Here is a 25,395-nt window from a genome sequence, read left to right as displayed (position 1 = left end):
TGATTATCGGAACAGCAGGTTGAGGGCGATGACCAGCCCGCCCAGGCCCAGCGCCACGCCGGTCATGGCCACGGCGGTCATCAGCCGCAGGCGGCGGTCCAGCCGGGCGGCTTCCTTGCGCAGCGCCTCGATGGTGATGGCGTGCTGCTCGGCCAGCAGCTTCACGGCCTCGGCCTGCTGCATGGCGGCCATCTCCAGCTCGGCGATGCGGGCAGCGGGGTCGCGCGGCTCCATCGTGCCGCCGATGTCCGGCTCGTCCTTGCGGCGGCCCTTCTTGATCTTCTCGATGGTCTTGTTGGCCTGGTCGAGGATGGTAGGGAGCAGGGAGAGCACGGTGCTGACAGTGGCGGGGTCTAGGGCCATGAGTCGCTTGCGGAGGGAAGGCATGGGCGAATCGGTTCGCCGCCGGCCACCCTCGACGAGGATGGCCGGCGGCGTTGCGGCGGCTTGCGTGGATCAGTCGCCGCGCAGCAGATCGTTCAGGCTGGTCTTGGCGCGGGTTTGCGCGTCCACCTTCTTCACGATCACGGCGCAGTACAGGCTGTACTTGCCATCCTTGGACGGCAGGTTGCCGGCCACCACCACCGAACCGGCCGGCACGCGGCCATAGTGGATCTCGCCGGTTTCGCGGTCATAGATCTTGGTCGACTGGCCCAGGTACACGCCCATCGAGATCACCGAGTTCTCTTCCACGATCACGCCTTCCACCACTTCCGAGCGCGCGCCGATGAAGCAGTTGTCCTCGATGATCACCGGGTTGGCCTGCAGCGGCTCCAGCACGCCACCGATGCCCACGCCGCCCGACAGGTGGACGTTCTTGCCGATCTGCGCGCACGAACCCACGGTGGCCCAGGTATCGACCATCGTGCCTTCATCCACATAGGCGCCGATGTTCACGTACGACGGCATCAGCACGGCGTTCTTGGCGATGAACGAACCACGGCGGGCCACGGCGGGCGGCACCACGCGGAAGCCGGCGCGGGCGAAGTCGTCGCCGGTCCAGTTGGCGAACTTGGTCGGCACCTTGTCGTAGAACTGCGCAAAACCGCCAGCGGCCATCGGCGCGTTGTCTTCCAGGCGGAACGAGAGCAGCACGGCCTTCTTGATCCACTGGTTGACGACCCATTCCTTGCCTTGCTTTTCGGCCACGCGCAGGGCGCCGGCGTCCAGCTGGGAGATCACGTTGGCCACCGCCTCGCGGATGTCGTTCGGGGCGGACTTGGGCGACAGGCTGGCGCGGTCTTCCCACGCCTGGTCGATCAGGGCTTGCAGTGCTTGCGTCATGGTCGTTTCTTTAGTGGTGATGGTTCAGGTGATTGTTCAGGTAATAACCTTGGTCCGCCGGGAAGGGGTCAGCGCCCGCCCAGCGACTTGCAGAATTCGACGATCCGGCGCGCGCCTTCCACGCACTCGTCCGGCGTGGCCACCAGGGCCATCCGCACGCGGTTCCTGCCCGGGTTCACGCCATGGGCGTCACGCGCCAGGTAGCTGCCGGGCAGCACGGCCACGTTCTGTTCGGCCAGCAGGCGCACGGCGAAGTCCGTATCGGACAGACCGGTGCGCGAGACATCGGCCCAGAGATAGAACGCGGCATCGGGAAGTGCTACATCGAGCACTTCCGCCAGCATCGGCGTGACGGCGCTGAATTTCTTCACATAGGCCGCGCGGTTCTCGCGCACATGGGCCTCGTCGTTCCACGCGGCCACGCTGGCCGCCTGCACGGCAGGGTTCATGGCCGCGCCGTGGTAGGTACGGTATAGCAGGAATTTCTTGAGAATTGCCGGGTCGCCGGCCACGAAGCCCGAGCGCAGGCCCGGCACGTTGGAGCGCTTGGAGAGGCTCGAAAACATCACCAGCCGCTCGAAGCCGCGGCCCAGCTTATGGGCGGCTTCCAGCGCGCCCAGCGGCGGGTTGGCTTCGTCGAAATAGATCTCGGAATAGCACTCATCCGAGGCGATCACGAAGCCGTGGCGATCGGACAACTCGAACAGCTGCTTCCAGTCCGCCAGCGACATCACGGCGCCGGTGGGATTGCCGGGCGAGCAGACGTACAGCAACTGCACGTCCTGCCAGGTCTCGGCGCCGATCTGGTCGAACGCGGGCGCGAAGTTGCGCGCCGGGTCGCTGTTGGCGAATACCGGCCGGGCGCCGGCCAGCAGCGTGGCGCCTTCGTAGATCTGGTAGAACGGGTTCGGGCACAGCACCAGCGGGTTGGGGCGGCTGGCGTCCACCACGGTCTGGGCGAAGGCGAACAGCGCCTCGCGCGAGCCCGTCACGGGCAGGACTTCAGTGGCGGCGTCAACCTTCGGCAGGCCGTAGCGGCGCTCCAGCCAGCCGGCGATGCCCTGGCGCAGCGCGTCGGTGCCGGCGGTGCTCGGGTAGCTGGCCAGTCCGGCCAGCGACGCGGTCATCGCCTGCTTGATGAATTCGGGAGTCGGATGCTTGGGCTCGCCAATGCCGAAGCTGATGGCCGGCTTGTCGGCGGGTTTGACGTCCGCCACCAGCACGCGCAGTTTCTCGAAAGGATAGGTCTGGAGCAGGTCGAGGCGCGGATTCACGGTGGCAGGCAGGCGGGGCGGTTGAAACCCGGCATTATAAAGGAATGCCGCCGCCGCCCCGCGTGCCGGCTTCGCTTAATAAAGCATCACCCGCGAGACCGCGGCCACCAGCGGGCGGCGGATGAATCGCTCCAGCCCGGCGTGCAGGTGCAGCGGACGCAACAGCATCTTGACGGTCATCTCGAGCGGCAGGTTCCGGCGCACCACGGCGCTGCACTGGGAGTTCAGCGCGCGCACGTCCTGCTCCGGCACGTCTTCCTGGTTGCGCTCCACCCGCAGCACGTTGCGCAGCGCGATCTCGGCATCCTCGTTCTTGATTTCGAGCAAACGCCGCGCCAGCGCGCCCAGCACCCGGGCGCGCCCGATCCGCTCCTGGCCGTTCAAGGCATTGAAATAACGGAAGAAATGCTTGTAGTGGCGCACCTCGTCGTTGGCGATGCGGCGGGTCAGGTCGCGCAGCACCGGCTCGTCGCTGGCCTGCTCCAGGGCACGGTAGTAGGTGGCCGTGCCGGTTTCCACCACGCAGCGCGCGGCCATCTCCAGCGCGTGCGATCGCTCGAAATTGTCGATCGAGCAGGTCTGGCTGTATTCGTCGAAGAAGCGCTGGTAGCCGCGCGGCCAGTCGAATTCCGGCCAGACGTGCTCCACGTAGCGGCGCAGCGCGAAACCGTGCTGCAATTCCTCGGATTCCCAGTGCCGGGCGAGCCACGTGGCGGCCTCCGGCACATGGGCGTAGTAGATGGCGAGGTTGCCCGCGTAGGTGTCGGAGCCGCTTTCGATAAAGGATGCCGCGGCGAGCAGATAGAACAGCGTGCGGTTGTTGCGCACCTTCTCCGCGTCGATGGACGCGTAGTCGATGTCGGACACGGACCAGGGCAGGTCGTCCCGTTCCGGGGTCGCTGGGGTTGCGGTCATGCACGGATCTCCAGGCAAATCGCGACCTGCAGGCGGCGTGTGACGGCCGGATGACGGTCGAGCGGCGGGGAGGGCGCTTCTTTCCGGAGGGGCTCCGGGGTCACGCCGGCATTCCAAGAGACTAGCACTAACCCTAGGAAGTTTCCGCTGGATTTGTCGCGCGGGCGTCGCATCACGGTGTTGCGGGCACGCAGCGTGCACCTCGAAACCGCTTGCATGAATAGACGCAACTCGCGGAAAAGCAAGGATTTTCTGGGTCGGGAATGAGGCGTCGGAAACGGTGCCCATCGGGCGATAAAGCGGCCGGACGAACGGTCCGCGATGGTATGATTACCGCCAATCTATCGGGCCCCAATGGGTCGCATGAGACGTTGACGTCACGTCACGTCGAGCGCCTCCGGGGCAGCCCGGCTTTTCCAACATTCGTAACGCCCAAACCACACGACAACCGTGCGACTGTCCTCGATCAAGCTGGCGGGCTTCAAGTCCTTCGTCGATCCCACCAATTTTCAAGTGCCCGGCCAACTGGTCGGCATCGTCGGTCCCAACGGCTGCGGCAAATCCAACATCATCGACGCCGTGCGTTGGGTGCTGGGTGAGTCACGCGCGTCCGAACTGCGTGGCGAATCCATGCAGGACGTGATCTTCAACGGTTCCACCGCGCGCAAGCAGGCCGGGCGCGCCAGCGTGGAACTGGTCTTCGACAACGCCGAAGGCCGCGCCGCCGGCCAGTGGAGCCAGTACGCCGAAGTGGCCGTCAAGCGCGTGCTGACCCGCGACGGCACCTCCTCGTACTACATCAACAACCAGCCGGTGCGCCGGCGCGACATCCAGGACATCTTCCTGGGCACCGGCCTGGGGCCGCGCGCCTACGCCATCATCGGGCAGGGCATGATCTCGCGCATCATCGAGGCCAAGCCCGATGACATGCGGATTTTCCTGGAAGAGGCCGCCGGCGTCTCCAAGTACAAGGAACGCCGCCGCGAGACCGAAAACCGCCTGGGCGACACGCGCGAGAACCTGACCCGCGTGGAAGACATCCTGCGCGAACTCGGCGCCAACCTCGACAAGCTCGAAGGCCAGGCCGAGGTAGCCCAGCGCTTCAAGACCCTGCAGGCCGACGGCGAGGAAAAGCAGCAACTGCTGTGGCTGCTGCGCAAGCGCGAGGCCCAGGCCGAGCAGGAGCGCCATGCGCGCGCCATCGAGCAGGCCCAAATCGACCTGGAAGCCCAGACCGCCCAGCTACGCCATGTGGAAGCCGAGCTGGAGACGATGCGCGCGGCGCACTACGCCGCGTCGGACGGCATGCACGCCGCCCAGGGCGCGCTGTACGAGGCCAACTCCGAGGTCAGCAAGCTCGAGGCCGAGATCCGCTATGTGGTGGAGTCGCGCAACCGCGTGCAGGCGCAGATTGCCGCCCTGACCACCCAGCGCGAGCAATGGCAGGGCAAGGCCGAGCAGGCCACCGAGGAACTGGCCCAGGCCGAGGAAAACCTGGCCCTGTCCGAGGCCCGCACCATCGAGGCGCAGGACGCCGTGGCGCAGAAGTCCGACGAACTGCCGACGCTGGAAGGCCAGTGGCGCGACGCCCAGCAACTGCTGAACGAGCAGCGCGCCGGCATCATGCAGGCCGAGCAGACGCTGAAGCTCGAGGCCGCCCAGCAGCGCAGCGCCGACCAGATGCTCCAGCAGCTGGAGCAGCGCAAGGAACGCCTGTCGCTGGAAGACAAGGGGCTCGACCGCCCCGACGAGACCCGGCTGGAAGAACAACGCGGCGAGCTGGCCGAGCAGGAAGCGATGCTCGAGGAAGCCCAGGCCGTGCTGATGGACAGCGAGGACCGCGTGCCGCGCCTGGACGCCGAGCGCCGCAGCGCGCAGGAGCGCGTGCAGAGCGAAGCCGCCGCCATCGCCGCGCTGGAAGCCCGCCTGTCCGCGCTGCGCCAGTTGCAGGAAAACGTGCAGACCGAGGGCAAGGTCCAGCCGTGGCTGGAGCGCCATGGCCTGGCCGAGCTGCCGCGCCTGTGGAAGAAGGTGCATATCGAGCCGGGCTGGGAAAACGCGCTCGAATCCGTGCTGCGCGAGAAGTTGGCCGCACTGGAAGTGTCCAATCTGGACTGGGTCAAGGCCTTCCTGTCCGATGCGCCGCCCGCCAAGCTCGCGTTCTACTCGCCGCCGTCCGCTGCGCGGCCCGTGGAGGCGCCCGCCGGGCTGCGCCCGCTGATGTCGCTGGTGCAGATCACCGAGCCGGGCATCCGCGCCGTCATGCAGGACTGGCTGGCCGACATCTACACCGCCACCGACATGGCGCAGGCACTGGCCGGGCGCGGCACGCTGCCGGAAGGCGCGCAGTTCGTCGTTGCCGAAGGCCACCTGGTGGGCCGCAACGCGATCCAGATCTACGCCGCCGATTCCGAGCAGGCCGGCATGCTGGCCCGCGAACAGGAAATCGAAAACCTGCAGAAGCAGGCGCGCGCGCAGATGCTGCTGTCCGACGAGGCCAAGACCCAGGCCGTGCGCGCGGAGTCGGCCTACACCCAGGCCAGCCAGGCGCTGGCCGAGGCCCGCACCCGCGCTGAGCAGGCCACGCGGCGCGTGCACACGTTGCAGATGGACGTGCTCAAGCTGTCGCAGGCGATGGAGCGATTCTCCGCCCGGAGCGGCCAGATCCGCGAGGAACTGGCGGAGATCGAGGCCCAGATCGAGGAACAGCGCGCCGTGCGTGCCGAGTCCGAGGCGACCTTCGAGCAGCACGACACCCAGCTGGCCGAGATGCAGGCGGCCCACGAAGACCACCAGATGGCCTTCGAGGCGCTGGACGGCAAGCTGACCGGCGCGCGCCAGCAGTTGCGCGATTTCGAACGGGCCGCGCAGGAGGCGGTGTTCGCCGAGCGCAACCTGTCCGGCCGCATCGACGAACTGCGCCGCAACATCCAGATGGCGGCGGACCAGTCCGAGCGCATCGCCGAATCGCTGGAAAACGCGCGCGTCGAACTCGAAACCATCAACGAGCAGACCGCCCACACCGGCCTGCAAGAGGCGCTGGAAGTGCGCGCCGAGAAGGAAGAGAAGCTGTCGGCGGCGCGCATCGAGCTGGATGCGCTGTCGGCACAGCTGCGCCAGTTCGACGAACAGCGCCTGGCCGCCGAGCGCAGCCTGCAGCCGCTGCGCGACCGCATCACCGAGTTGCAGCTCAAGGAGCAGGCCGCGCGCCTGAACCAGGAGCAGTTCACCGAGCAGCTGACGACCGCACAGGTCGACGAGGTGGCGCTGGCCGAGAAGCTGACCGCCGAGCTGAAGCCGTCCTACCTGCAAGGCGAAGTCACGCGCATCAACAATGCGATCAACGCGCTGGGCCCGGTCAACATGGCCGCGCTCGATGAACTGTCCGCCGCGCGCGAGCGCAAGACCTTCCTCGACGCCCAGTCGGCCGACCTGAACGACGCCATCAACACGCTCGAGGACGCCATCGCCAAGATCGACCAGGAAACGCGCGCGCTGCTGCAAGGCACGTTCGACCAGGTCAACCATCATTTCGGCGAGCTGTTCCCGCAGCTGTTCGGTGGCGGCCAGGCGCGCCTGATCATGACCGGCGAGGAAATCCTCGATGCCGGCGTGCAGGTGATGGCCCAGCCACCGGGCAAGAAGAACTCGACGATTCACCTGCTTTCCGGCGGCGAGAAGGCGCTGACCGCGATTGCGCTGGTGTTCGCGATGTTCCAGCTGAACCCCGCGCCGTTCTGCCTGCTGGACGAGGTGGACGCGCCGCTTGACGATGCCAATACCGAGCGCTACGCCAACATGGTGGCGCGCATGTCCGACAAGACCCAGTTCGTGTTTATTTCTCACAACAAGATTGCGATGGAGATGGCCCATCAGCTGATCGGCGTGACCATGCAGGAGCAAGGCGTGTCGCGGATCGTGGCGGTGGATATGGATGCAGCAGTGTCTATGGCGGAGGCCGCTTGAGATGGAACTGCAAAACGCTCTGATCATCGCGGGTGTCATCCTGTTGCTGTTGCTGGTGGCGTACAACCGCTGGCAGATCCACAAGGCGCGCCGCGTGCGGCCGCTGATGCCCGAAGACGACCTGCCGCCCATGCGCGAGCCGGTGGTGGGCAAGACCGTGCATCCCGAGACGGCTGCCAAGCTGCAGGAACTGCCGCCCGAGCACATTACGCGGCGCGAGCCCACGCTGGGCGAGGCCGGCAAAGTGGCCAGGCCCGAGGTGAAGCCGGCCGCCCGCCAGGAATCGAACCACGACGCCGAGGTGGCCGAGGTGGCCACGGCCGCCGCACATGCAGCCGCCGGTTCGGCGGATGCCGACGAGATCGTCGCCGACGAAGTGGCCGTGGCGGCATCGCCGGCCATGGTGCCGGCTGCCAGCCGGGACGAGCAAGCCGACGAGGACGGCGCTCAGGCCCAGACCACCACCATGGCGGCGCGGGCCCCGAAGCCCGCCACCCCGGCGGCCGCCCCCGCTGCGATGGACGGCCAGCCGGCGCAGGCCGTGATCGACCCGCTGATCGACTGCATTGTGCCGATGCACCTCGAACGCAAGGCGTCTGGCGACCGCATCCTGCCGCTGACGGGCCGGCTGCGCCGCGCCGGCACCAAGCAGGTCCATATCGAGGGTCTGCGTGCCGAAGCCAACGCCTGGGAGCCGGTAACCGCCGGCCACCAGTACGAGGACATCCAGGTCGCCGTGCAACTGGCCAACCGCAGCGGCCCGCTGAACGCGCTGGAGTTCTCCGAGTTCGTCAACGCCGTGGAGGCGCTGGCCGAGGCGCTCGATGCGTCGGCGGACCTCCCTGACATGACCGAGACCGTCGCCAACGCCCGGGAACTGGACGGCTTTGCCGCCGGCGCCGATGTGCAACTGGGCGTGAACGTGATTTCCGATGGCGCGCCCTGGTCGGCGGCCTATGTGCAGACCGTGGCCACGCAGGACGGGCTGGTGCTGTCCCGCGACGGCACGCGCTTCATCCGCTATGAACCGGGCGCCGATGGCGTGCAGAAGCCGCTGTTCACGCTCCAGTTCGGCGACACGAACTTCCTGCGCGACGACCTGACCGTCAACGCCGGACGCCAGATCACGCTGCTGCTGGACGTGCCGCAGGCCGCGCAGGCGGTCAAGCCGTTCAAGACCGTGTGCGAGTACGGCTACAGCCTGGCCCAGCGCATGGGCGCCCAGCTTGTGGACGACAACATGCGGCCGCTGACCGAGGCATCGTTCGTGGCGATCTTCGCCCAACTCGAAAAGCTGTACGAGAAGCTCGAGGCGCGCGGCATGCCCGCCGGCTCATCGGCGGCCCAGCGCCTGTTCAGCCTGTAAGGAAGCCTGCCATGACCGCCAAGACTCAAGGCGCGCAGGCTCCGGCCTCCGCGCCCGCCGGTGCGTTGCCGGCCGATGCCGCCGCTACCGCGCGCGTGCAATGGCTGCGCGATGAACTCGAACGCCACGCCTACCAGTACTACGTGCTCGATGATCCGTCGATTCCGGACGCCGAGTACGACGCGCTGTTCAGCGAACTCCAGGCGCTGGAGACCGAGCATCCCGACCTGCTGACCGACGATTCGCCCACCCAGCGCGTGGGCGGCGCGCCGTTGTCCGCGTTCGATTCCGTGCGGCATCGCGTGCCGATGCTGTCGCTGAACAATGGCTTCGCCGACGAAGATGTCGTCAATTTCGACCGCCGCTGCGCCCAGGGGCTGGGCCGGACCGCCGCGCCCGCGCCAGCTGACGGCCACGACCTGTTCAGCGCCGCCGAGGCGACCGATCAGGCCGTGGAATACGCCTGCGAACTGAAGTTCGACGGCCTGGCGATGTCGCTGCGCTACGAGGACGGCAGGCTCGTGCAGGCCGCCACGCGCGGCGACGGCGAGACCGGCGAGGACGTGACCGCCAACGTGCGGACCATCAAGGCGATTCCGCTGAAGCTGCGCGGCAAGGCGCCGGCCGTGCTGGAAGTGCGCGGCGAGGTCTTCATGTACCGCGCCGAGTTCGACAAGCTCAATGAACGCCAGGCCGAGGCCGGCGAGAAGACCTTCGTCAATCCGCGCAACGCCGCCGCCGGCAGCCTGCGGCAGCTGGACCCGCGCATCACCGCCAAGCGGCCGCTGTCCTTCTTCGCCTACGGGATTGGCGAGTTGCAGGGCGCGGACCGTCCCGCCACCCACAGCGTGATGCTCGACGGCTTTGCCGGGCTGGGCCTGCCGGTCTGCGCCGAGCGCCAGGTGGTGCAGGGTGCGCAGGGCCTGCTGGCCTTCTATCGCGATATTGGGGCGCGCCGCGACCAGTTGCCGTACGACATCGACGGCGTGGTCTACAAGGTCAACGCCATTGCCGAGCAGGAGCAGCTTGGCTTCGTCTCGCGCGCGCCGCGCTTTGCGCTGGCGCACAAGTTCCCGGCGCAGGAGATGACCACGACCGTCGAGGACATCGAGGTGCAGGTGGGCCGCACCGGCGCCATTACGCCCGTGGCGCGGCTCGCGCCGGTGTTCGTGGGCGGCGTGACCGTGACCAACGCCACGCTCCACAACGAGGACGAGATCCGCCGCAAGGATGTGCATATCGGCGATACGGTGATCGTGCGCCGTGCCGGCGACGTGATTCCGGAGGTGGTGGCCGTGGTGCTGGAGCGGCGCCCGGCCGACGCGCGCGCGTTTGTCATGCCGACCACCTGCCCGGTGTGCGGCTCGCACGTGGAGCGCCTGGAGGACGAGGCCATCGCCCGCTGTACGGGTGGCCTGATCTGCGCCGCGCAGCGCAAGCAGGCCCTGCTGCACTTTGCCCAGCGCCGCGCAATGGACATCGAGGGCCTGGGCGACAAGGTGGTGGAGCAACTGGTCGACCAGGGCATCGTCCGCACGCCGGCGGATCTCTTCAAGCTTGGCGTGGCGAAGCTGGCCGCGCTGGACCGGATGGCCGACAAGTCGGCCACGAACCTCGTGGCGGCCATCGACAAGTCGCGCAGCACCACGCTGAACCGCTTTATCTTCGCGCTGGGCATCCGCCACGTGGGCGAGGCGACGGCCAAGGATATTGCCAAGCACTTTGGCAAGCTGGACAACCTGCTGGCCGCCGACGAGGCCGCTTTGCTGGAAGTCAACGACGTCGGGCCGGTGGTGGCGCAGTCGATCGCCAACTTCCTGGGCGAGCCGCACAATGTGGAGGTGGTCGAGCAGCTGCGCGCCGCCGGCGTACACTGGCCGGAGAGCGAGCCCGCCGCCCGCGCGCCGCTGCCGCTGGCCGGCAAGACCTTCGTGCTGACCGGCACGCTGCCGACGCTCTCGCGTGAGGACGCAAAGGAGCGACTGGAAGCGGCCGGCGCCAAGGTGGCTGGCTCGGTGTCGAAGAAGACCGACTACGTGGTGGCCGGTGCCGAGGCGGGCAGCAAGCTTGAGAAGGCGCAGGCGCTTGGCGTGGCGGTGATCGACGAGGATGGCATGCTGGCGTTGCTGGCGGACGCCACGGGCGCACAACCGGAGGACGCGCAATGATCCGTGACATTCTGAAGATGGGAGATCCGCGCCTGACGCAGGTGGCGCGGCCCGTGACCGCGTTCAACACGCCCGAGCTGCGCGTGCTGATCGACGATATGTTCGACACCATGGAACACGCAAACGGCGCCGGCCTGGCCGCGCCGCAGATCGGCGTGGACCTGCAGGTGGTGATCTTCGGCTTCGACAGCAATCCGCGCTACCCGGACGCGCCGATGGTGCCGAAGACGGTGCTGATCAATCCGGTGCTGGAACCGCTCTCCGACGAGATGGAAGAGGGCTGGGAAGGGTGCCTGTCGGTGCCGGGGCTGCGGGGCGTGGTGCCGCGCCATGCCCGGTTGAAGTATTCGGGATTCGACCCGATGGGGAACCGGATCGAGCGGGTGGCCGATGGCTTCCATGCCCGCGTGGTGCAGCACGAGTGCGACCACCTGATCGGCGTGCTGTACCCGATGCGGGTGAAGGACTTCACGCGCTTCGGCTTCACCGAGGTGCTGTTCCCGGACCTGCCGGCGAACTACGACGACTGAGGCGGCGGCCTCCCTCACCGCTTGCCGGCGAGGGAGGCACCATCTGGCGTCAGAACTTCTCGAATGCGCCCAGGAAGCGCCACTGGCCCGGCGGCAGATCGCCCAGCACCACGCGGCCCATGCGCACGCGCTTCAGGCCTACCACGCGCAGTCCCACCTGCTCGCACATGCGGCGAATCTGGCGCTTGCGGCCTTCGCGCAGCACGAAGCGCAGCTGCTCCTCGTTCTGCCAGCTCACCTTGGCCGGCTTGAGCGGCACGCCATCGAGCGACAGGCCGTGACGCAGCCGCTCGATCTCATCCGCCGGGAACACGGCGCTGATATTGCGCTCGACCGGACCTTCCGGCGATTCCCAGACCACGCGCACCAGGTATTCCTTCTCCACATTCGAGTCGTCGCCGATCAGCGCGCGCGCTACGCGGCCATCCTGCGTCAGCACCAGCAGGCCGGTGGAGTCGATATCGAGACGGCCCGCCGGCGCGAGGTTCTTGCGTTGCCACGGCTGGAAGCGCTTGCGGGTGGGGTCCTCGGCCCACTGGTTCTCGGGCGCGAACAGCACGGCGGCAGGCTCGTAGCCGTCCTCGGCCTGGCCTGAGACGTAGCCGACGGGCTTGTTGATCAGCACGGTCACCCGCTCGCCCTGTTCGGAGCGGGCGGCCTGCAGGATCTCTATCTCGGCGTCGGGGCGGACGCGCGAACCCAGTTCGGTCACGGCCTTGCCGTCTACCAGCACCCAGCCACGCGGGATCCACTCGTCCGCCTCGCGGCGCGAGCAGAGGCCCAGTTCGGACATGCGCTTTGACAGGCGGATGAGACCGTCGTCATTGGCCTCCGCCTGCTGCCGGACCGGCTCGCGTGCCTCGGCGCGCGGTGCCGGACGTTCGGTACGGACCGGACGCGCACGGTCGGCGGTGTCGCTGAAGCGGCGGGCCGGCGCGGCAGGGCGGCGCGTGTCATCGCCACCGGCACCACGCTGCGACGGACGGCGTTCGTCATCGCCATAACGGCGTGGCGGGCGGGCTTCGTCGTCACCGAAACGGCGCGGACGCGGGGCGCCGCGGTCGTCATTGCCGAAGCTGCGCTGGGGCGGACGGCGGTCATCGCCGCCGAGGCCGCGTTGCGGGGGACGACGGTCGTCGCCACCGAAGCCACCGCGTTGCGGCGGACGGCGCTCATCATCGCCATAACGGCGCGGCGGGCGGGCTTCGTCGTCACCGAAACGGCGGGGACGCGGCGCGCCACGATCGTCATTGCCGAAGCCGCGCTGGGGCGGGCGACGGTCGTCGCTGTTGAAACCGCGCTGCGGGGGACGACGGTCGTCGCCACCGAAGCCACCGCGTTGCGGCGGGCGGCGCTCGTCATCGCCATAGCGGCGTGGCGGGCGGGCTTCGTCGTCACCGAAACGGCGGGGACGCGGCGCGCCGCGATCGTCATTGCCGAAGCTGCGCTGGGGCGGTCGGCGGTCATCGCCGCTGAAGCCGCGTTGCGGGGGACGACGATCGTCGCCGCTGAAACCACGCTGCGGCGGGCGGCGCTCGTCATCGCCATACCGGCGCGGCGGGCGGGCTTCGTCATCACCGAAACGGCGTGGACGGGGCGGACGGTCGTCGCCGCCGGCGCCACGCTGGGGCGGACGGCGGTCATCGCCGCTGAAACCACGCTGGGGCGGGCGGCGCTCGTCGTCGCCATAGCGGCGCGGCGGCCGATCGCCCTCGGGGCGCGGACGGGCCGGGCGCGCCGGGCGCTCTCCACGATCAGCCCGATCAGGCCGCGCGGCACCCTCGGCCGGGGCGGCCTTGCGCTTGTTGCGCTCGCCGGCGCGTTCCCGCGCCTCCTTGATGCCCGTCACCACGTCCTGCACGCGCTTGCGGTTCAGGTCGGAGACGCGCACCGGGCGCGTGGGCTTGCGCGGCGCGTCCGAGGTGGACGTGGCGGTCTTGATGCCCAGCGTCTTGCGGCCGGGCGTTTTGCTGTCTGTCATATCGTTGCGTTTGCCCGACCCGCGTTGCCATCAGATGGCTAGCGCGTCGAGCAAATCCTGTTCAAGCTGAATCTGCAATCGGTTGTCGGCGGCAAGGCGGCTGCCATCGACCAGGAACACGTCTTCGACGCGCTCCCCCAGGGTGTTGATGCGCGCCGAATGCACGGACACGCGATGTTTGGCCAGTACGCGGGCAATCGCGTAGAGCAGGCCGGTTCGGTCGTTGGCGGACAGGGACAGCAGGTAGAACTGCCCGCGCTCGTCAGCCCGCAAATCCACGCGCGGCTTGATCGGGAAGCTGCGCGACTGGCGCGACAGCCGGCCCTGTGCCGGATCGGGCAGCGGGCACTCCAGCCGCAGCCGTTCCGCCAGTTCGTGTTCGACCAAAGCGAGGATGTCGCGGTAGTCGCCCGCCAGGCCGGGGTCGGTCACCTGGAAGGTGTCCAGCGCGTAGCCGTGGCGCGTGGTGTGGATCTTGGCGTCCTGAATCGAGAACGCCTTGCGTTCGAAGTAGCCGCAGATGCGCGCGAAGAGGTCCGGCTGGTCCTTGACGTAGACGGCCACCTGCAGGCCCTCGCCAGCCGGCGAGATGCGCGCTTTGACCACCGCCGTGTCGCTATCCACCTTGTTGAACAGGTGGCGCGTGAGCCAGGCGATGTCACGCGCGTCGTGGCGCAGGAAGAACGAGACGTCGAGCTTGTCCCAGAGCGGCTTGGCCAGTTCGGGGTCGAACGCCTTGAGCCGCAGCTGGGCGATGGTGTCGTCGCGGCGCTGGGCCCAGAGCGAGTGCGGGTCGAGCTGCGCGCCGCCGAGCACGCGCAGCGTGATGCGGTACAGGTCTTCGAGCAGCTTGCCCTTCCAGGCATTCCACACCTTGGGGCTGGTGCCGCGGATATCGGCCACGGTCAGCAGGTAGAGCGCGGTCAGGTAGCGCTCGTTGCCCACCACGCCGGCGAAGGCCTTGACCACGTCCGGATCGGTCAGGTCCTGCTTCTGCGCCACGTGGCTCATGGTCAGGTGATGCTCCACGAGCCAGGCGATCAGGTCAGTGTCCTCGCGCGAAATGCCGTGCTGCTTGCAGAAGCGGCGCGCATCGACCGTGCCGAGCTTGGAGTGATCGCCGCCCCGGCCCTTGGCAATGTCATGGAACAGCGCGGCCACCCAGAGTACCCATGGACGGTCGAAGCTGGCCATCAGTTGGCTGCAGAACGGGAACTCGTGCGTGTGCTCGACGATGGCGAAGCGGCGGATATTGCGCACCACCATCAGGATGTGCTGGTCCACGGTGTAGACGTGGAACAGGTCGTGCTGCATCTGGCCGACGATGCGCCGGAAATTGATCAGGTAGCGGCCCAGCACGCTGGTCTGGTTCATCAGGCGCAGCGCGTGGGTGATGCCCTGCGGTTCCTGCATGATGGCCAGGAACAGGCGGCGGTTCTCGGGATCGTTGCGCCAGCTCGCGTCCATGACCGTGCGCGCGTTATAGAGCCCGCGCAGCGTACGCGGGGAGATGCCTTTCACGCCTGGCGTGCGCTCGTAGAGCAGGAAGGTCTCCAGGATCGCGTGCGGGTCGCGCTCGTACAGGTCGTCGCTGGTGATTTCCAGCATGCCCTGGCGTTCCACGAAGCGGTCGTTGATCACGCGTGTGACCTTGGATTCGCTTGGGAACAGCATCGCCTCGATATTGAGCAGCAGCACGCTGTTGAGCTGCGTCACCGCCTTGGCGGCCCAGTAGAAGCGGCGCATCAGCTGTTCGCTGGCGCGCTTGTGGGTGGTCTGCCGATAGCCGAAGGACTCGGCCAGCGCGGTTTGCAGGTCGAACACCAGCACGTCCTGCCGGCGGCCGGCCAGCAGGTGCAGCCGCGCGCGGATCGTGCGCAGCAGGCGCTCGTTGCGCGTGAGTTCCTGCGCCTCGCGCTCGGTCAGCAGGCCGCGCTCGAACAATTCCTTCCAGCTGTCGCCAAGGCCCGCCGCCTGCGTCATCCACAGGATCACCTGCAAGTCGCGCAGGCCGCCCGGGCTTTCCTTGCAGTTGGGCTCCAGCGCGTACGGCGTGTCCTGGTACTTGGCGTGGCGCTGGCGCATCTCCAGCAGCTTGGCCTGGAAGAAGTCGGCGGCGTCGAGGTCCGCCAGATAGCGCCGGTGCATGTCGGCGAACAGCGCTTTGTTGCCGATCAGCAGGCGCGCCTCGAGCAGTGAAGTGCGGATGGTGATGTCCGCCGCCGCCTCGCGCAGGCAGTCGTCGACGGTACGCACCGACGAGCCGATCTCGAGTCCCAGGTCCCAGCACAGGCCGATAAAGCGCTCCAGCTTGCCCGCCATCTCCGCGTCCGGCTCGGCCGGCAGCAGGAGCAGTACATCCACGTCGGAGTGCGGGAACAGCTCGCCACGGCCATAGCCGCCCACCGCTACCAGTGCGGCGCTGGCGGGCAACTCCAGGCCGGTCCAGGCGTCGATCAGCGCGGCATCCACGGCGCGGCGCAGCCGTGTGACCAGCGGATTGACCTGGTTGTGCGCGTCGAATTCGGCGAAGAGCGCTTGCTTGTCGGCGCGCAGCTTGTCGCGGATGCGCTGGCAAAGCAGGAGTTCCGGCGTGGTGTCCATGGTGGAGGCGGTGTGGGTCGCGGGCACGGCTGGAAGTAGAAAGGGCGCCGCGGTCGGCGCCCTGGCGGTCAACGCGGCGTCAGGCCGCGACGGGTTCGGTAATGAAGGCCGGCGGCACCGGCGAGCCGGCCGACAGCGTCAGCACCTCGTAGCCGGTGTCCGTCACCAGCACGGTGTGCTCCCACTGGGCGGACAGGCTGCGGTCACGCGTCTTCACGGTCCACTGGTCGGGCATGGTGCGGATGTCGCGCTTGCCGGCGTTGATCATCGGCTCCACCGTGAAGATCATGCCGGTCTTGATCTCGGTGCCCGTGTTGGGGCGGCCATAGTGCAGCACCTGCGGGTCCGAGTGGAACACCTTGCCAATGCCGTGGCCGCAGTACTCGCGCACCACGCTGTAGCCGGCGGCTTCGGCGTGCACCTGGATGGCATGGCCGATATCGCCCAGGCGTGCGCCATTGCGCACTTGCTGGATACCCTTCCACATGCATTCATAGGTGACCTGCGCCAGGCGCTTGGCCAGGATCGAGCCCTCGCCCACGATGAACATGCGGCTGGTGTCGCCGTAATAGCCTTCCTTCGTGATCACGGTGATGTCGAGGTTCACCGCGTCGCCGCTCTTGAGCACGCGGTCGCCCGGAATGCCGTGGCAGATCACGTCGTTGACGGACGTGCAGATCGCGCCGGGGAAGGGCGGATAGCCCGGCGGCGCGTAGTTCAGCGGCGCCGGCACGGTGCCTTGCACGTCACGCATGTAGGCGTGGCAAAGCTTGTCGAGTTCGCCCGTGGTCACTCCGGGGACGATATGGGGCGTGATGTAGTCGAGGACCTCGGAGGCAAGGCGGCAAGCCACGCGCATTTGGGCGATGTCTTCGGCGGTATTCAGGTGGATGCTCATGCTGCTTCGCCAGAAATAAGTGACGGCGGGGCCGCGGGCCACGCCGGTAATCGATTCGCAAAGTGGGATTATCGCACCATCGCGCCCCGAAAGCAGGGATTTGGCGGCGCGCCGGCCAAGAATTGGCGGGGTGGCGGGCGTGCGGGGGGGCAACCGGGGGCTTGAGCCCGACGTCATTTTGTTGCTACAATCGCTGGCTGACTTGCTGCTGGCTCATGCCGGTGGCGGGTAAGGAAGCAAATTTTATTGGTAAATCGCTGGTCCGCCCATCCGGGGTGTTCCTTTTCAGGAATGTCGGGGCGGACTTCAGACCTAACCCTATTGGAGCACCTCTCATGTCCGTGACCATGCGCGAAATGCTGGAAGCCGGTTGCCACTTTGGCCACCAAACCCGCTTCTGGAACCCGAAGATGGCCCCCTTCATCTTCGGTCATCGCAACAAGATCCACATTATCAACCTCGAAAAGACCCTGCCGATGTTCCAGGACGCGATGAAGTACGTGCGTCAACTGGCAGCAAACCGCGGCAGCGTGCTTTTCGTGGGTACCAAGCGTCAATCGCGCGAAATCCTGGCTGAAGAAGCTGGCCGCGCTGGCATGCCCTACGTCGACGCCCGCTGGCTCGGCGGCATGCTGACGAACTTCAAGACCGTCAAGATCTCGATCAAGCGCCTGAAGGACATGGAAGCCGCCAAGGAAGCCGGCGCGCTGGACACCATGAGCAAGAAGGAAGCGCTGATGTTCGAGCGCGAGATGGCCAAGCTGGAAAAGTCCATCGGCGGCATCAAGGACATGGGCGGCGTGCCTGACGCCATCTTCGTGGTGGACGTGGGCTACCACAAGATCGCCGTGACGGAAGCCAACAAGCTGGGCATCCCCGTGATCGGCGTGGTGGACACGAACCACTCGCCGGAAGGCATCGATTACGTGATCCCGGGTAACGACGACTCGAGCAAGGCTGTGGCCCTGTACGTGCGCGGCGTGGCCGACGCCATCCTGGAAGGCCGCGCCAATGCGGTTCAGGAAGTGGTGGAAGCTGCACGTGGCGGCGACGAATTCGTCGAAGTCCAGGAAGGCTGATTGCCCGCTGGCGCCTGAGGCCGGGGTACACCGGCCACCGGCGCCCGCCTTGCGGCACATTGAAAAGGGGGCACTTCTGGCGCCCCCTTTTTGCAAACTGCGAATCGCAGTGCGCCGCAAGCTGAAACTGACTTTGTTGTCATCCGCCGCGCATACGATGTGCCGCGGGTGAGCCGGACCCAAGTTGATCAGACACCGGCCGGGTGTCCCGGAAGCAGGTGGGACATCGGCCCGAACCAATCAAGGAGTGACAAATGGCGGCAATTACCGCAAGCATGGTTGCAGAACTGCGCGCGAAGACCGACGCGCCGATGATGGAATGCAAGAAGGCCCTGACGGAAGCCAATGGCGACCTGGACAAGGCTGAAGAGCTGCTGCGCGTCAAGCTGGGCAACAAGGCCAGCAAGGCGGCGTCGCGCGTGACCGCCGAAGGCGTGGTGGCCTCGTACATCGACGGCACGACCGGCGTGCTGGTCGAGCTGAACTGCGAAACCGACTTCGTGTCGAAGAACGACGACTTCCTGGCCTTCTCGGCCAAGGTGGCCGAACTGATCGCCAAGCAGAACCCGGCTGACGTGGCTGCCCTGTCGGCACTGGAAATCGACGGCGTGTCGGTGGAAACCACCCGCGCCGCGCTGATCGGCAAGATCGGCGAGAACATGACGATCCGCCGCTTCGCCCGCTACGCCAATGGCGGCAAGCTGGTGTCGTACCTGCACGGCACGCGTATCGGCGTGATGGTCGAGTTCGACGGCGACGAAACCGCCGCCAAGGACGTGGCCATGCACGTGGCCGCCATGAAGCCGGTGTCGCTGTCGTCTGACCAGGTGCCCGCCGAGCTGATCGCCAAGGAGCGCAGCATCGCCGAGCAGAAGGCTGCCGAATCGGGCAAGCCGGCCGAGATCGTCGCCAAGATGGTCGAAGGTTCGGTCCAGAAGTACCTGAAGGAAGTCTCGCTGTTCAACCAGCCGTTCGTGAAGAACGACAAGCAGACCGTCGAGCAGATGCTGAAGGCCGCCAACACCACGGTGAAGGGTTTCACCTTGTTCGTGGTGGGCGAGGGCATCGAGAAGAAGCAGGACGATTTTGCTGCTGAAGTGGCCGCCCAGGTGGCTGCCGCCCAGAAGGGCTGATCGTCCGGGTGGGGGAGGGGCCTTTTTCACGAAGGGCCGATTCCGCCACCGTATAATGCCGAGGGGCGCCGCAAGGTGCCCCTCTGCACAAGCGCGCCAGGCAGCGTGCCGGGCGCCGCGGCTGTATCAGTCGATTTCCGCAGTCACCTGCATGTTGGGCGAAGTTCGCGTAACGATGCCTGCAGATGACGGCGAAAACCGGCTTCGAGCTGTCCCGCAATTCCGTATTTCCGTGCGGCCCTGAGCCAGGCCGGGGTCACAAGCCCCGACAGCCCGGGCCGCGCGCGCCAATCCATCCGTTCGAACGAGCGATCAAGAACCAGCCCGAGGGTGAACATGCCAGCCTACAAGCGCGTCCTACTTAAACTTTCCGGTGAGGCCCTGATGGGCGACGATGCCTTCGGCATCAACCGCGCCACCATCGAAGGCATGGTCAATGACATTGCCGAGATCGTGAAGCTGGGCGTCCAGGTCGCCGTGGTGATCGGCGGCGGCAACATCTTCCGTGGTGTGGCCGGCGGTGCCGCCGGCATGGACCGTGCCACGGCCGACTACATGGGCATGCTGGCCACCATGATGAACGCGCTGGCCCTGCAGGACGCCATGCGCCACGCGAATATCGAAGGCCGCGTGCAATCAGCGCTGCGCATGGACCAGGTGGTCGAGCCCTATATCCGCCCCCGCGCCATCCGCCAGCTGGAAGAGGGCAAGGTCGTGATCTTCGCGGCCGGCACCGGCAACCCGTTCTTCACCACCGACACCGCCGCCGCGCTGCGCGGGGCGGAAATCGGCGCGGAAGTCGTGCTCAAGGCCACCAAGGTGGACGGCGTGTACACGGCCGACCCCAAGAAGGACCCCAGCGCCACGCGCTACACCACCATCACGTTCGACGAGGCCATCTCGCGCAACCTGCAGGTCATGGACGCCACGGCCTTCGCGCTGTGCCGCGACCAGAAGCTGCCGATCAAGGTGTTCTCCATCGTCAAGCCGGGTGCGCTGAAGCGCGTGATCCTGGGCGAAGACGAAGGTACGCTGGTGCACGTATGACGACGGCGGGCCGCGTCACAATGCGGATTCGGCCCGGCCTGAGAGTAGAATGATTCATTTTCGATCCCGTCCGGCGGGATCCTGTCTGGCTGATTTCCGGAGGTAAACATGAGCGTCGCCGACACAAAGAAGAGCGCCGAGCAGAAGATGCAGAAGTCGATCGAAGCCTTCAGGGCCGATCTGGCGAAAATTCGTACCGGTCGTGCCCACACCGGTCTGCTCGATCACGTCCAGGTGGACTACTACGGCTCGATGGTGCCGATCAGCCAGGTGGCCAATGTCGGCCTGGCCGATGCGCGCACGATCAGCGTGCAGCCCTGGGAAAAGAAGATGGTGAGCGCGGTGGAAAAAGCCATCCGCGACGCTGACCTGGGCCTGAACCCGGCCACCATGGGCGAAACGATCCGCGTGCCGATGCCCGCGCTGACCGAAGAGCGCCGCAAGGAACTGACCAAGGTCGTCAAGGGCGAGGCCGAGGGTGCCAAGGTAGCCGTGCGCAACCTGCGCCGCGACGCCATGGAGCAGTTCAAGAAGCTCGTCAAGGACAAGACCATTTCCGAGGACGACGAGCGCCGCGGCCAGGATGAAGTCCAGAAACTGACGGACAAGTTCGTGGCCGAGATCGACAAGCTCGTGGCCGAAAAAGAGAAGGAGATCATGACGGTCTGACGGCCGCCCGGCGGGAACCCCGCCGGCTCCGTCCCCGTCCGCGAATCCATGCAGCACATCAGTTCGACGCTCGGCGTTCCCGATACCACCTACGTGCCCCGCCACGTTGCCATCATCATGGATGGCAACGGCCGTTGGGCGACCCAGCGTCATCTGCCCCGCGTGGCAGGCCACAGCCGTGGCCTGGACGCGGTACGCGCGGTGGTGGAGGCCTGTGCCACCCGCGGGGTGCAGTTCCTCACGCTGTTCGCGTTCAGTTCGGAGAACTGGCGCCGTCCGGCGGACGAGGTTTCGTTCCTGATGCGCCTGTTCATGACCGCCTTGCGCCGCGAGGTGGTCAAAATGCACGCCAATGACATCCGCGTGCGCGTGGTGGGCGACCTCGGGCGTTTCAGCCCGCGCATCCAGCAGCTGATCCGCGATGCGGAGGCCCGCACCGCCGGCAATACCGGCCTGACGGTGACCATCGCCGCGAACTACGGCGGCCGCTGGGACCTGCTCCAGGCCATGCGCAAGATGCTGGCGCGCTCGCCGATGCTCGACCCGGATGCCATCGACGAGTCCGTGCTGGCGCCGCATCTGGCGATGTCCTATGCGCCCGAGCCCGACCTGTTCATCCGCACCGGCGGCGAACAGCGCATCAGCAATTTCCTGCTGTGGCAGCTCGCGTATTCCGAGCTGTACTTCACCGATACCTACTGGCCCGATTTCGACGCCGCCGAGCTGGACAAGGCCTTCGCCTCGTACCGCCAGCGCGAGCGGCGCTTTGGCCGGACCAGCGCCCAACTGGTGGCGCCCGGACTGTCTGGTACGGCCTGAGCGGATCGCCGCGACCGGCCTGTCCTGATCCCACTTTCAAAGGAAACCGCAGCGCATGCTCATCACCCGCGTCATCACCGCCTTGTGCCTGTTGCTGTTGATCCTGCCGATCCTGTTCCTGGCGCCAGTAATGTGGCTGGCGGGGCTGATCGCCGTGATCGTGCTGCTGGCCGGCTGGGAGTTCGGGCGGCTGATCGGACTGCGCCGCTTCTGGCCCTACGTCTACGCGGTGGCCTGCCTGCTCGTGCTGATTTACTTCCATGACGCGCCCGAACGCCGCGCCATCCATTACCTGCTGGCCGCCGCGCTGGTGGCCTGGGGCGTGGCGCTGGTGCTGCTGGCACGCGGGGTGCGCAAGGCTACGCCGGGCTTCACGGTGCTGGGTGCCATCCTGGGGCTGATCATGCTGCCGGCGTTCGGTCACGCCGTGATGGTGCTGCGGGCCGAAGGCATCGCGGTGCTGCTGTCGGCCGCGGTGCTGGTCTGGGCGGCCGATATCGGCGCGTATTTCGTCGGCAAGGCCATCGGCAAGCGCAAGCTGGCGCCCACCATCAGCCCGGGCAAGTCCTGGGAGGGTGCGATTGGCGGCTGGTTGCTGGTGATGATCGTGGCCGTGGTGCTCGGCACCACCCATGTCTTCGCGCCGACCTGGTTTTCACGCATCGCCGACCAGGGCGGGGTGGGGCTGATGATCGGCCTTTCCACGCTGCTCGTGGCGGCCAGCGTTATCGGTGACCTGTTCGAGTCACTGCTCAAGCGTCAGATCGGCAAGAAGGACAGCAGCCGGCTGCTGCCCGGGCACGGTGGCGTGCTGGATCGCATCGACGCGCTCATTCCGGTATTCCCGCTGGCGGCGCTGCTGCTGGCCTGGATGTGATCACAATCTGAATTTGGTTATCTGGTTCCTATGCAACGCATTACCATCCTGGGCGCCACGGGCTCCATCGGCGAAAGCACACTCGACGTAGTGCGTCGGCATCCGGACCGCTACAGCGTGCATGCGTTGAGCGCCCACCGCCAAGTGGATAAGCTGGCGGCGGCCTGCGTGGAGTTCCGCCCGGCGCACGCCGTGGTGGGCTCCGCGGACGCGGCACGCCAGCTCGAGACGCTGCTGCGCGGCGGCGGCGTGAAGACCGAAGTCAGCTATGGCGAAGCCGCGCTGGAATCCATCGCCGCCGACGACGGCACCGATGCCGTGATGGCCGCCATCGTCGGCGCGGCCGGGCTCCGTTCTTCGCTCGCCGCCGCTCGGGCGGGCAAGCGCGTGCTGCTGGCCAACAAGGAATCGCTGGTCATGTCGGGCGCCATCTTCATGGACGCGGTGCGCGAGCACGGCGCCACGCTGCTGCCCATCGACAGTGAGCACAACGCGATCTTCCAGTGCCTGCCGACCAGCGACCCGCGCTACGGCGCGGGCGTGTCCAAGGTGCTGCTGACCGCATCGGGCGGCCCGTTCCGGACGCGTGATCCGTCCACCCTGCACGACATCACGCCGGACCAGGCCTGCGCCCACCCCAAATGGGTGATGGGCCGCAAGATCTCGGTGGATTCGGCCACGATGATGAACAAGGGGCTCGAGGTGATCGAGGCCCATTGGCTGTTCGGCGCCCCGGCGGAGAAGATCGAGGTGCTGATCCACCCGCAAAGCATCGTCCATTCGATGGTGGCGTACGCCGACGGCTCGGTGCTCGCCCAGCTTGGCAACCCCGACATGCGCACGCCCATTGCCTATGGCATGGCGTACCCGGAGCGGATCGACTCCGGGGTGAGCCCTCTCGACCTGACCGTCGCCGGCGGCCTGCATTTTGAGATTCCTGACCTGGATCGCTTCCCCTGCCTCGGGCTAGCCTTTGATGCATTGCGCGCGGGCGGGGTAGCCCCGGCCGCGCTGAACGCCGCGAACGAGGTGGCCGTGGAGGCTTTCCTCGATGGGGCGATCCGATTTACCGATATTGCCCGCGTGGTGGCCGACGTGCTCGCACAGCCGCAGTCTGGTTCGGTCGCGACGCTCGAGGGCGTGCTGGAGGCCGATGCCGCCGCACGCCGTGCCGCGCAGGCATTGCTGACGCGGCTGGCCAGCCGCTAAGTGGGTAGCGCCGTCGCGCCTCGGCGCGGCCAGCTCTGGAGAGGGTGATTTGTCATGCAGACCGTAATTGCGTTCGTCGTCGCCCTGTGCATCCTGATTTTCGTGCACGAGATGGGGCACTACCTGGCCGCCCGTGCGTGCGGGGTCAAGGTATTGCGATTCTCGATCGGCTTTGGCCGGTCGTTGGCGCGCTGGACCAGCAAGGGGCCTGACCGCACCGAGTGGACGCTCGCCGCGATCCCCCTGGGCGGCTACGTCAAGATGCTCGACGAGCGCGAGCGCGACCCCGAGACCGATCCGCCCATCCCCCCGGAAGACCTGCCGCGCGCGTTCAACCGGCAGTCCGTGGGCAAGCGTTTCGTGATCGTGGCAGCCGGGCCGGTGGCCAATTTCGCGCTGGCCATCCTTCTATATATAGTGCTGTTCGCCGGTGGCATGCGCGAGCCGGTACCCGTGGTGGCAACCCCGGCGGCCGGCACCGTGGCCGCCCAGGCCGGTGTGCGGGACGGCGACCGCGTGCTGTCGCTGACCGCCAACGACCGCACCGAGCCGGTCCAGTCCTGGAACGACCTCCGCATGGCCGTGTTCGCCGAAGGTTTTGGCGACGCCAGCGCCGTGCTGCGCGTGCGCGGCACCGATGGGGCCGAGCGCGACATCCGGCTGCCCCGCCTGCCCAATACCGGCGGCAATCCCGAGCAGGACCCGCTGGCCACGCTCGGCCTGTACCTGAAGGGTGGTCCGGTCACGATTACGGAAATCGTGCCGGATTCGGCGGCGCAGCGCGCCGGACTGAAGGCCGGCGACCGCGTGGTGGCCTGGCAGGGCCAGCCCCTGACGCAGGCGAGCGAGCTGATCCGCGCCGTACGGGCACGGCCGGGCGAGCAGGTCACGCTGGGGGTCGAGCGCAACGGGCAGCGGCTGGACGTGCCGGTCAAGCTGGACGCGGCCCCTGCCGCGGATGGCGCCAAGGACGCCAGCGGGGCGGCGGCGGCCCCTACGGGCAAGCTGGGCGCCGCGCTGAACCAGGCGGTGCAGACCGAGATTGTCCGCTACGCGCCGTGGCAGGCCGTGGTGCGGGCCGCCGACCAGGTCTGGAGTACCAGCACGCTGTCCCTGAAACTGCTCGGCAAGATGCTGGTGGGGCAGGCGTCATTGCAGAATCTGAGCGGCCCGCTCACCGTGGCGGACTACGCCGGCCGTGCCGCGAACATGGGTTGGCAGCCGTTTATCAGCTTCCTGGCGCTCGTCAGTGTCAGCCTCGGTGTGCTCAATTTGTTACCCATTCCGGTTCTGGATGGGGGGCATTTGCTGTATTATTGCGTGGAATTTTTGACTGGCAGGCCCGTACCAGATCACTGGCAGGCGATGCTGCAGAAGGTCGGCATCGCGTGCATCTTGCTCCTGACCTCACTCGCTTTGTTCAATGACGTCAGCCGACTGTTTCTTGCGCGCGGCTAGATCCGCGTAGCCGAAAGCGGCCGTTGGCCGGAGAAGGTCGCGTTCCGGCGGTGTCGTCGAACCCGTCGGGAGGGGGCGGCCTTGTCAGCAAAGCCAGGCGTCATCATGGACGGCGTCG

General features: G+C 67.2%; 19 protein-coding genes. 12 read left to right on the top strand and 7 right to left on the bottom strand.

The window, feature by feature from the left end:
• Positions 1-3 precede the first annotated feature (3 nt).
• From KHO18_RS09750 to KHO18_RS09735, 4 genes are all read right to left on the bottom strand, one after another.
• Positions 4-363 carry a hypothetical protein gene (locus tag KHO18_RS09750; protein ID WP_244844656.1) on the bottom strand — a complete coding sequence of 120 codons (360 nt, stop codon included), beginning with the start codon at positions 361-363 and terminating at the stop codon, positions 4-6.
• A 93-nt stretch (positions 364-456) separates the two neighbouring features.
• Positions 457-1,284 (bottom strand): 2,3,4,5-tetrahydropyridine-2,6-dicarboxylate N-succinyltransferase, encoded by an 828-nt coding sequence (gene dapD, locus KHO18_RS09745; protein WP_092297582.1) that lies wholly within the window; start codon positions 1,282-1,284, stop codon positions 457-459.
• Positions 1,285-1,352: 68 nt separating this feature from the next.
• Positions 1,353-2,558: a succinyldiaminopimelate transaminase gene (gene dapC / locus KHO18_RS09740; RefSeq protein ID WP_144195040.1), complete on the bottom strand. Its 1,206-nt coding sequence runs from the start codon at positions 2,556-2,558 to the stop codon at positions 1,353-1,355.
• 75 nt (positions 2,559-2,633) lie between these two features.
• A complete protein-coding gene (locus tag KHO18_RS09735; RefSeq protein ID WP_144195042.1) occupies positions 2,634-3,473 on the bottom strand; it encodes a ferritin-like domain-containing protein in 840 nt (279 codons plus the stop codon).
• A 450-nt stretch (positions 3,474-3,923) separates the two neighbouring features.
• Between KHO18_RS09735 and smc the strand changes: the two genes are divergently transcribed.
• The 4 genes from smc to def are packed head-to-tail and all read left to right on the top strand — an operon-like array spanning position 3,924 to position 11,503.
• A complete protein-coding gene (gene smc, locus KHO18_RS09730) occupies positions 3,924-7,439 on the top strand; it encodes a chromosome segregation protein SMC (protein WP_211943079.1) in 3,516 nt (1,171 codons plus the stop codon).
• Between the two features lies 1 nt (position 7,440).
• Positions 7,441-8,805, top strand: a complete 1,365-nt coding sequence (locus KHO18_RS09725) for a cell division protein ZipA C-terminal FtsZ-binding domain-containing protein (protein WP_211943078.1) — start codon at positions 7,441-7,443, stop codon at positions 8,803-8,805.
• 11 nt (positions 8,806-8,816) lie between these two features.
• On the top strand, positions 8,817-10,973 hold the full coding sequence (ligA, locus tag KHO18_RS09720) for an NAD-dependent DNA ligase LigA (protein WP_211943077.1): 2,157 nt from the start codon (positions 8,817-8,819) through the stop codon (positions 10,971-10,973).
• Entirely contained in the window at positions 10,970-11,503 is a 534-nt protein-coding gene (gene def / locus KHO18_RS09715; protein WP_144195051.1) for a peptide deformylase, read from the top strand. The genes ligA and def overlap by 4 nt, the downstream gene beginning before the upstream one ends.
• A 49-nt stretch (positions 11,504-11,552) precedes the next feature.
• Here the strand turns inward: def and KHO18_RS09710 are convergent, their stop codons facing one another.
• From KHO18_RS09710 to map, 3 genes are all read right to left on the bottom strand, one after another.
• Complete coding sequence (locus KHO18_RS09710; RefSeq protein ID WP_144195052.1) at positions 11,553-13,484, bottom strand: pseudouridine synthase; 1,932 nt, start codon at positions 13,482-13,484, stop codon at positions 11,553-11,555.
• A 30-nt stretch (positions 13,485-13,514) separates the two neighbouring features.
• Complete coding sequence (locus tag KHO18_RS09705) at positions 13,515-16,088, bottom strand: [protein-PII] uridylyltransferase (protein ID WP_144196206.1); 2,574 nt, start codon at positions 16,086-16,088, stop codon at positions 13,515-13,517.
• 79 nt (positions 16,089-16,167) lie between these two features.
• Positions 16,168-16,986: a type I methionyl aminopeptidase gene (map, locus tag KHO18_RS09700; protein WP_144195054.1), complete on the bottom strand. Its 819-nt coding sequence runs from the start codon at positions 16,984-16,986 to the stop codon at positions 16,168-16,170.
• A gap of 335 nt (positions 16,987-17,321) precedes the next feature.
• On the opposite strand from map, the gene rpsB reads away from it, so the two are divergent.
• The 8 genes from rpsB (at position 17,322) to rseP (ending at position 25,277) form a co-directional block, all read left to right on the top strand.
• Complete coding sequence (gene rpsB, locus KHO18_RS09695; protein WP_144195056.1) at positions 17,322-18,065, top strand: 30S ribosomal protein S2; 744 nt, start codon at positions 17,322-17,324, stop codon at positions 18,063-18,065.
• Between the two features lie 254 nt (positions 18,066-18,319).
• On the top strand, positions 18,320-19,198 hold the full coding sequence (gene tsf / locus KHO18_RS09690; RefSeq protein WP_144195058.1) for a translation elongation factor Ts: 879 nt from the start codon (positions 18,320-18,322) through the stop codon (positions 19,196-19,198).
• A gap of 336 nt (positions 19,199-19,534) precedes the next feature.
• Positions 19,535-20,245 (top strand): UMP kinase, encoded by a 711-nt coding sequence (pyrH, locus tag KHO18_RS09685; protein WP_092297616.1) that lies wholly within the window; start codon positions 19,535-19,537, stop codon positions 20,243-20,245.
• Between the two features lie 108 nt (positions 20,246-20,353).
• Entirely contained in the window at positions 20,354-20,914 is a 561-nt protein-coding gene (frr, locus tag KHO18_RS09680; protein ID WP_144195060.1) for a ribosome recycling factor, read from the top strand.
• A 48-nt stretch (positions 20,915-20,962) separates the two neighbouring features.
• Positions 20,963-21,733: an isoprenyl transferase gene (locus KHO18_RS09675; protein WP_144195062.1), complete on the top strand. Its 771-nt coding sequence runs from the start codon at positions 20,963-20,965 to the stop codon at positions 21,731-21,733.
• A gap of 55 nt (positions 21,734-21,788) precedes the next feature.
• A complete protein-coding gene (locus KHO18_RS09670) occupies positions 21,789-22,610 on the top strand; it encodes a phosphatidate cytidylyltransferase (protein ID WP_144195064.1) in 822 nt (273 codons plus the stop codon).
• 30 nt (positions 22,611-22,640) lie between these two features.
• A complete protein-coding gene (ispC, locus tag KHO18_RS09665) occupies positions 22,641-23,819 on the top strand; it encodes a 1-deoxy-D-xylulose-5-phosphate reductoisomerase (RefSeq protein WP_144195066.1) in 1,179 nt (392 codons plus the stop codon).
• Positions 23,820-23,873: 54 nt separating this feature from the next.
• The gene (gene rseP, locus KHO18_RS09660; RefSeq protein ID WP_144195068.1) at positions 23,874-25,277 is read left to right on the top strand and encodes an RIP metalloprotease RseP; all 1,404 of its coding nucleotides are present in this window, start codon (positions 23,874-23,876) and stop codon (positions 25,275-25,277) included.
• Positions 25,278-25,395: the final 118 nt, after the last annotated feature.

It is taken from the genome of Cupriavidus campinensis (genome assembly GCF_905397395.1).
Lineage (GTDB): Bacteria > Pseudomonadota > Gammaproteobacteria > Burkholderiales > Burkholderiaceae > Cupriavidus > Cupriavidus campinensis.
The sequence above is the reverse complement of the archived record's forward strand: the minus strand, read 5'-3'. Positions and strand labels throughout refer to the sequence as shown.

Bases quoted from the DNA above. Each gene is read 5' to 3' on its own strand.
- frr (WP_144195060.1), top strand. From the start codon at position 20,354: ATGAGCGTCGCCGACACAAAGAAGAGCGCCGAGCAGAAGATGCAGAAG.
- KHO18_RS09670 (WP_144195064.1), top strand. From the start codon at position 21,789: ATGCTCATCACCCGCGTCATCACCGCCTTGTGCCTGTTGCTGTTGATC.
- def (WP_144195051.1), top strand. From the start codon at position 10,970: ATGATCCGTGACATTCTGAAGATGGGAGATCCGCGCCTGACGCAGGTG.
- rseP (WP_144195068.1), top strand. From the start codon at position 23,874: ATGCAGACCGTAATTGCGTTCGTCGTCGCCCTGTGCATCCTGATTTTC.
- KHO18_RS09705 (WP_144196206.1), bottom strand. From the start codon at position 16,088: ATGGACACCACGCCGGAACTCCTGCTTTGCCAGCGCATCCGCGACAAG.
- dapD (WP_092297582.1), bottom strand. From the start codon at position 1,284: ATGACGCAAGCACTGCAAGCCCTGATCGACCAGGCGTGGGAAGACCGC.
- KHO18_RS09735 (WP_144195042.1), bottom strand. From the start codon at position 3,473: ATGACCGCAACCCCAGCGACCCCGGAACGGGACGACCTGCCCTGGTCC.
- ligA (WP_211943077.1), top strand. From the start codon at position 8,817: ATGACCGCCAAGACTCAAGGCGCGCAGGCTCCGGCCTCCGCGCCCGCC.
- KHO18_RS09675 (WP_144195062.1), top strand. From the start codon at position 20,963: ATGCAGCACATCAGTTCGACGCTCGGCGTTCCCGATACCACCTACGTG.
- pyrH (WP_092297616.1), top strand. From the start codon at position 19,535: ATGCCAGCCTACAAGCGCGTCCTACTTAAACTTTCCGGTGAGGCCCTG.
- map (WP_144195054.1), bottom strand. From the start codon at position 16,986: ATGAGCATCCACCTGAATACCGCCGAAGACATCGCCCAAATGCGCGTG.
- tsf (WP_144195058.1), top strand. From the start codon at position 18,320: ATGGCGGCAATTACCGCAAGCATGGTTGCAGAACTGCGCGCGAAGACC.
- rpsB (WP_144195056.1), top strand. From the start codon at position 17,322: ATGTCCGTGACCATGCGCGAAATGCTGGAAGCCGGTTGCCACTTTGGC.
- KHO18_RS09750 (WP_244844656.1), bottom strand. From the start codon at position 363: ATGGCCCTAGACCCCGCCACTGTCAGCACCGTGCTCTCCCTGCTCCCT.
- ispC (WP_144195066.1), top strand. From the start codon at position 22,641: ATGCAACGCATTACCATCCTGGGCGCCACGGGCTCCATCGGCGAAAGC.
- KHO18_RS09710 (WP_144195052.1), bottom strand. From the start codon at position 13,484: ATGACAGACAGCAAAACGCCCGGCCGCAAGACGCTGGGCATCAAGACC.
- KHO18_RS09725 (WP_211943078.1), top strand. From the start codon at position 7,441: ATGGAACTGCAAAACGCTCTGATCATCGCGGGTGTCATCCTGTTGCTG.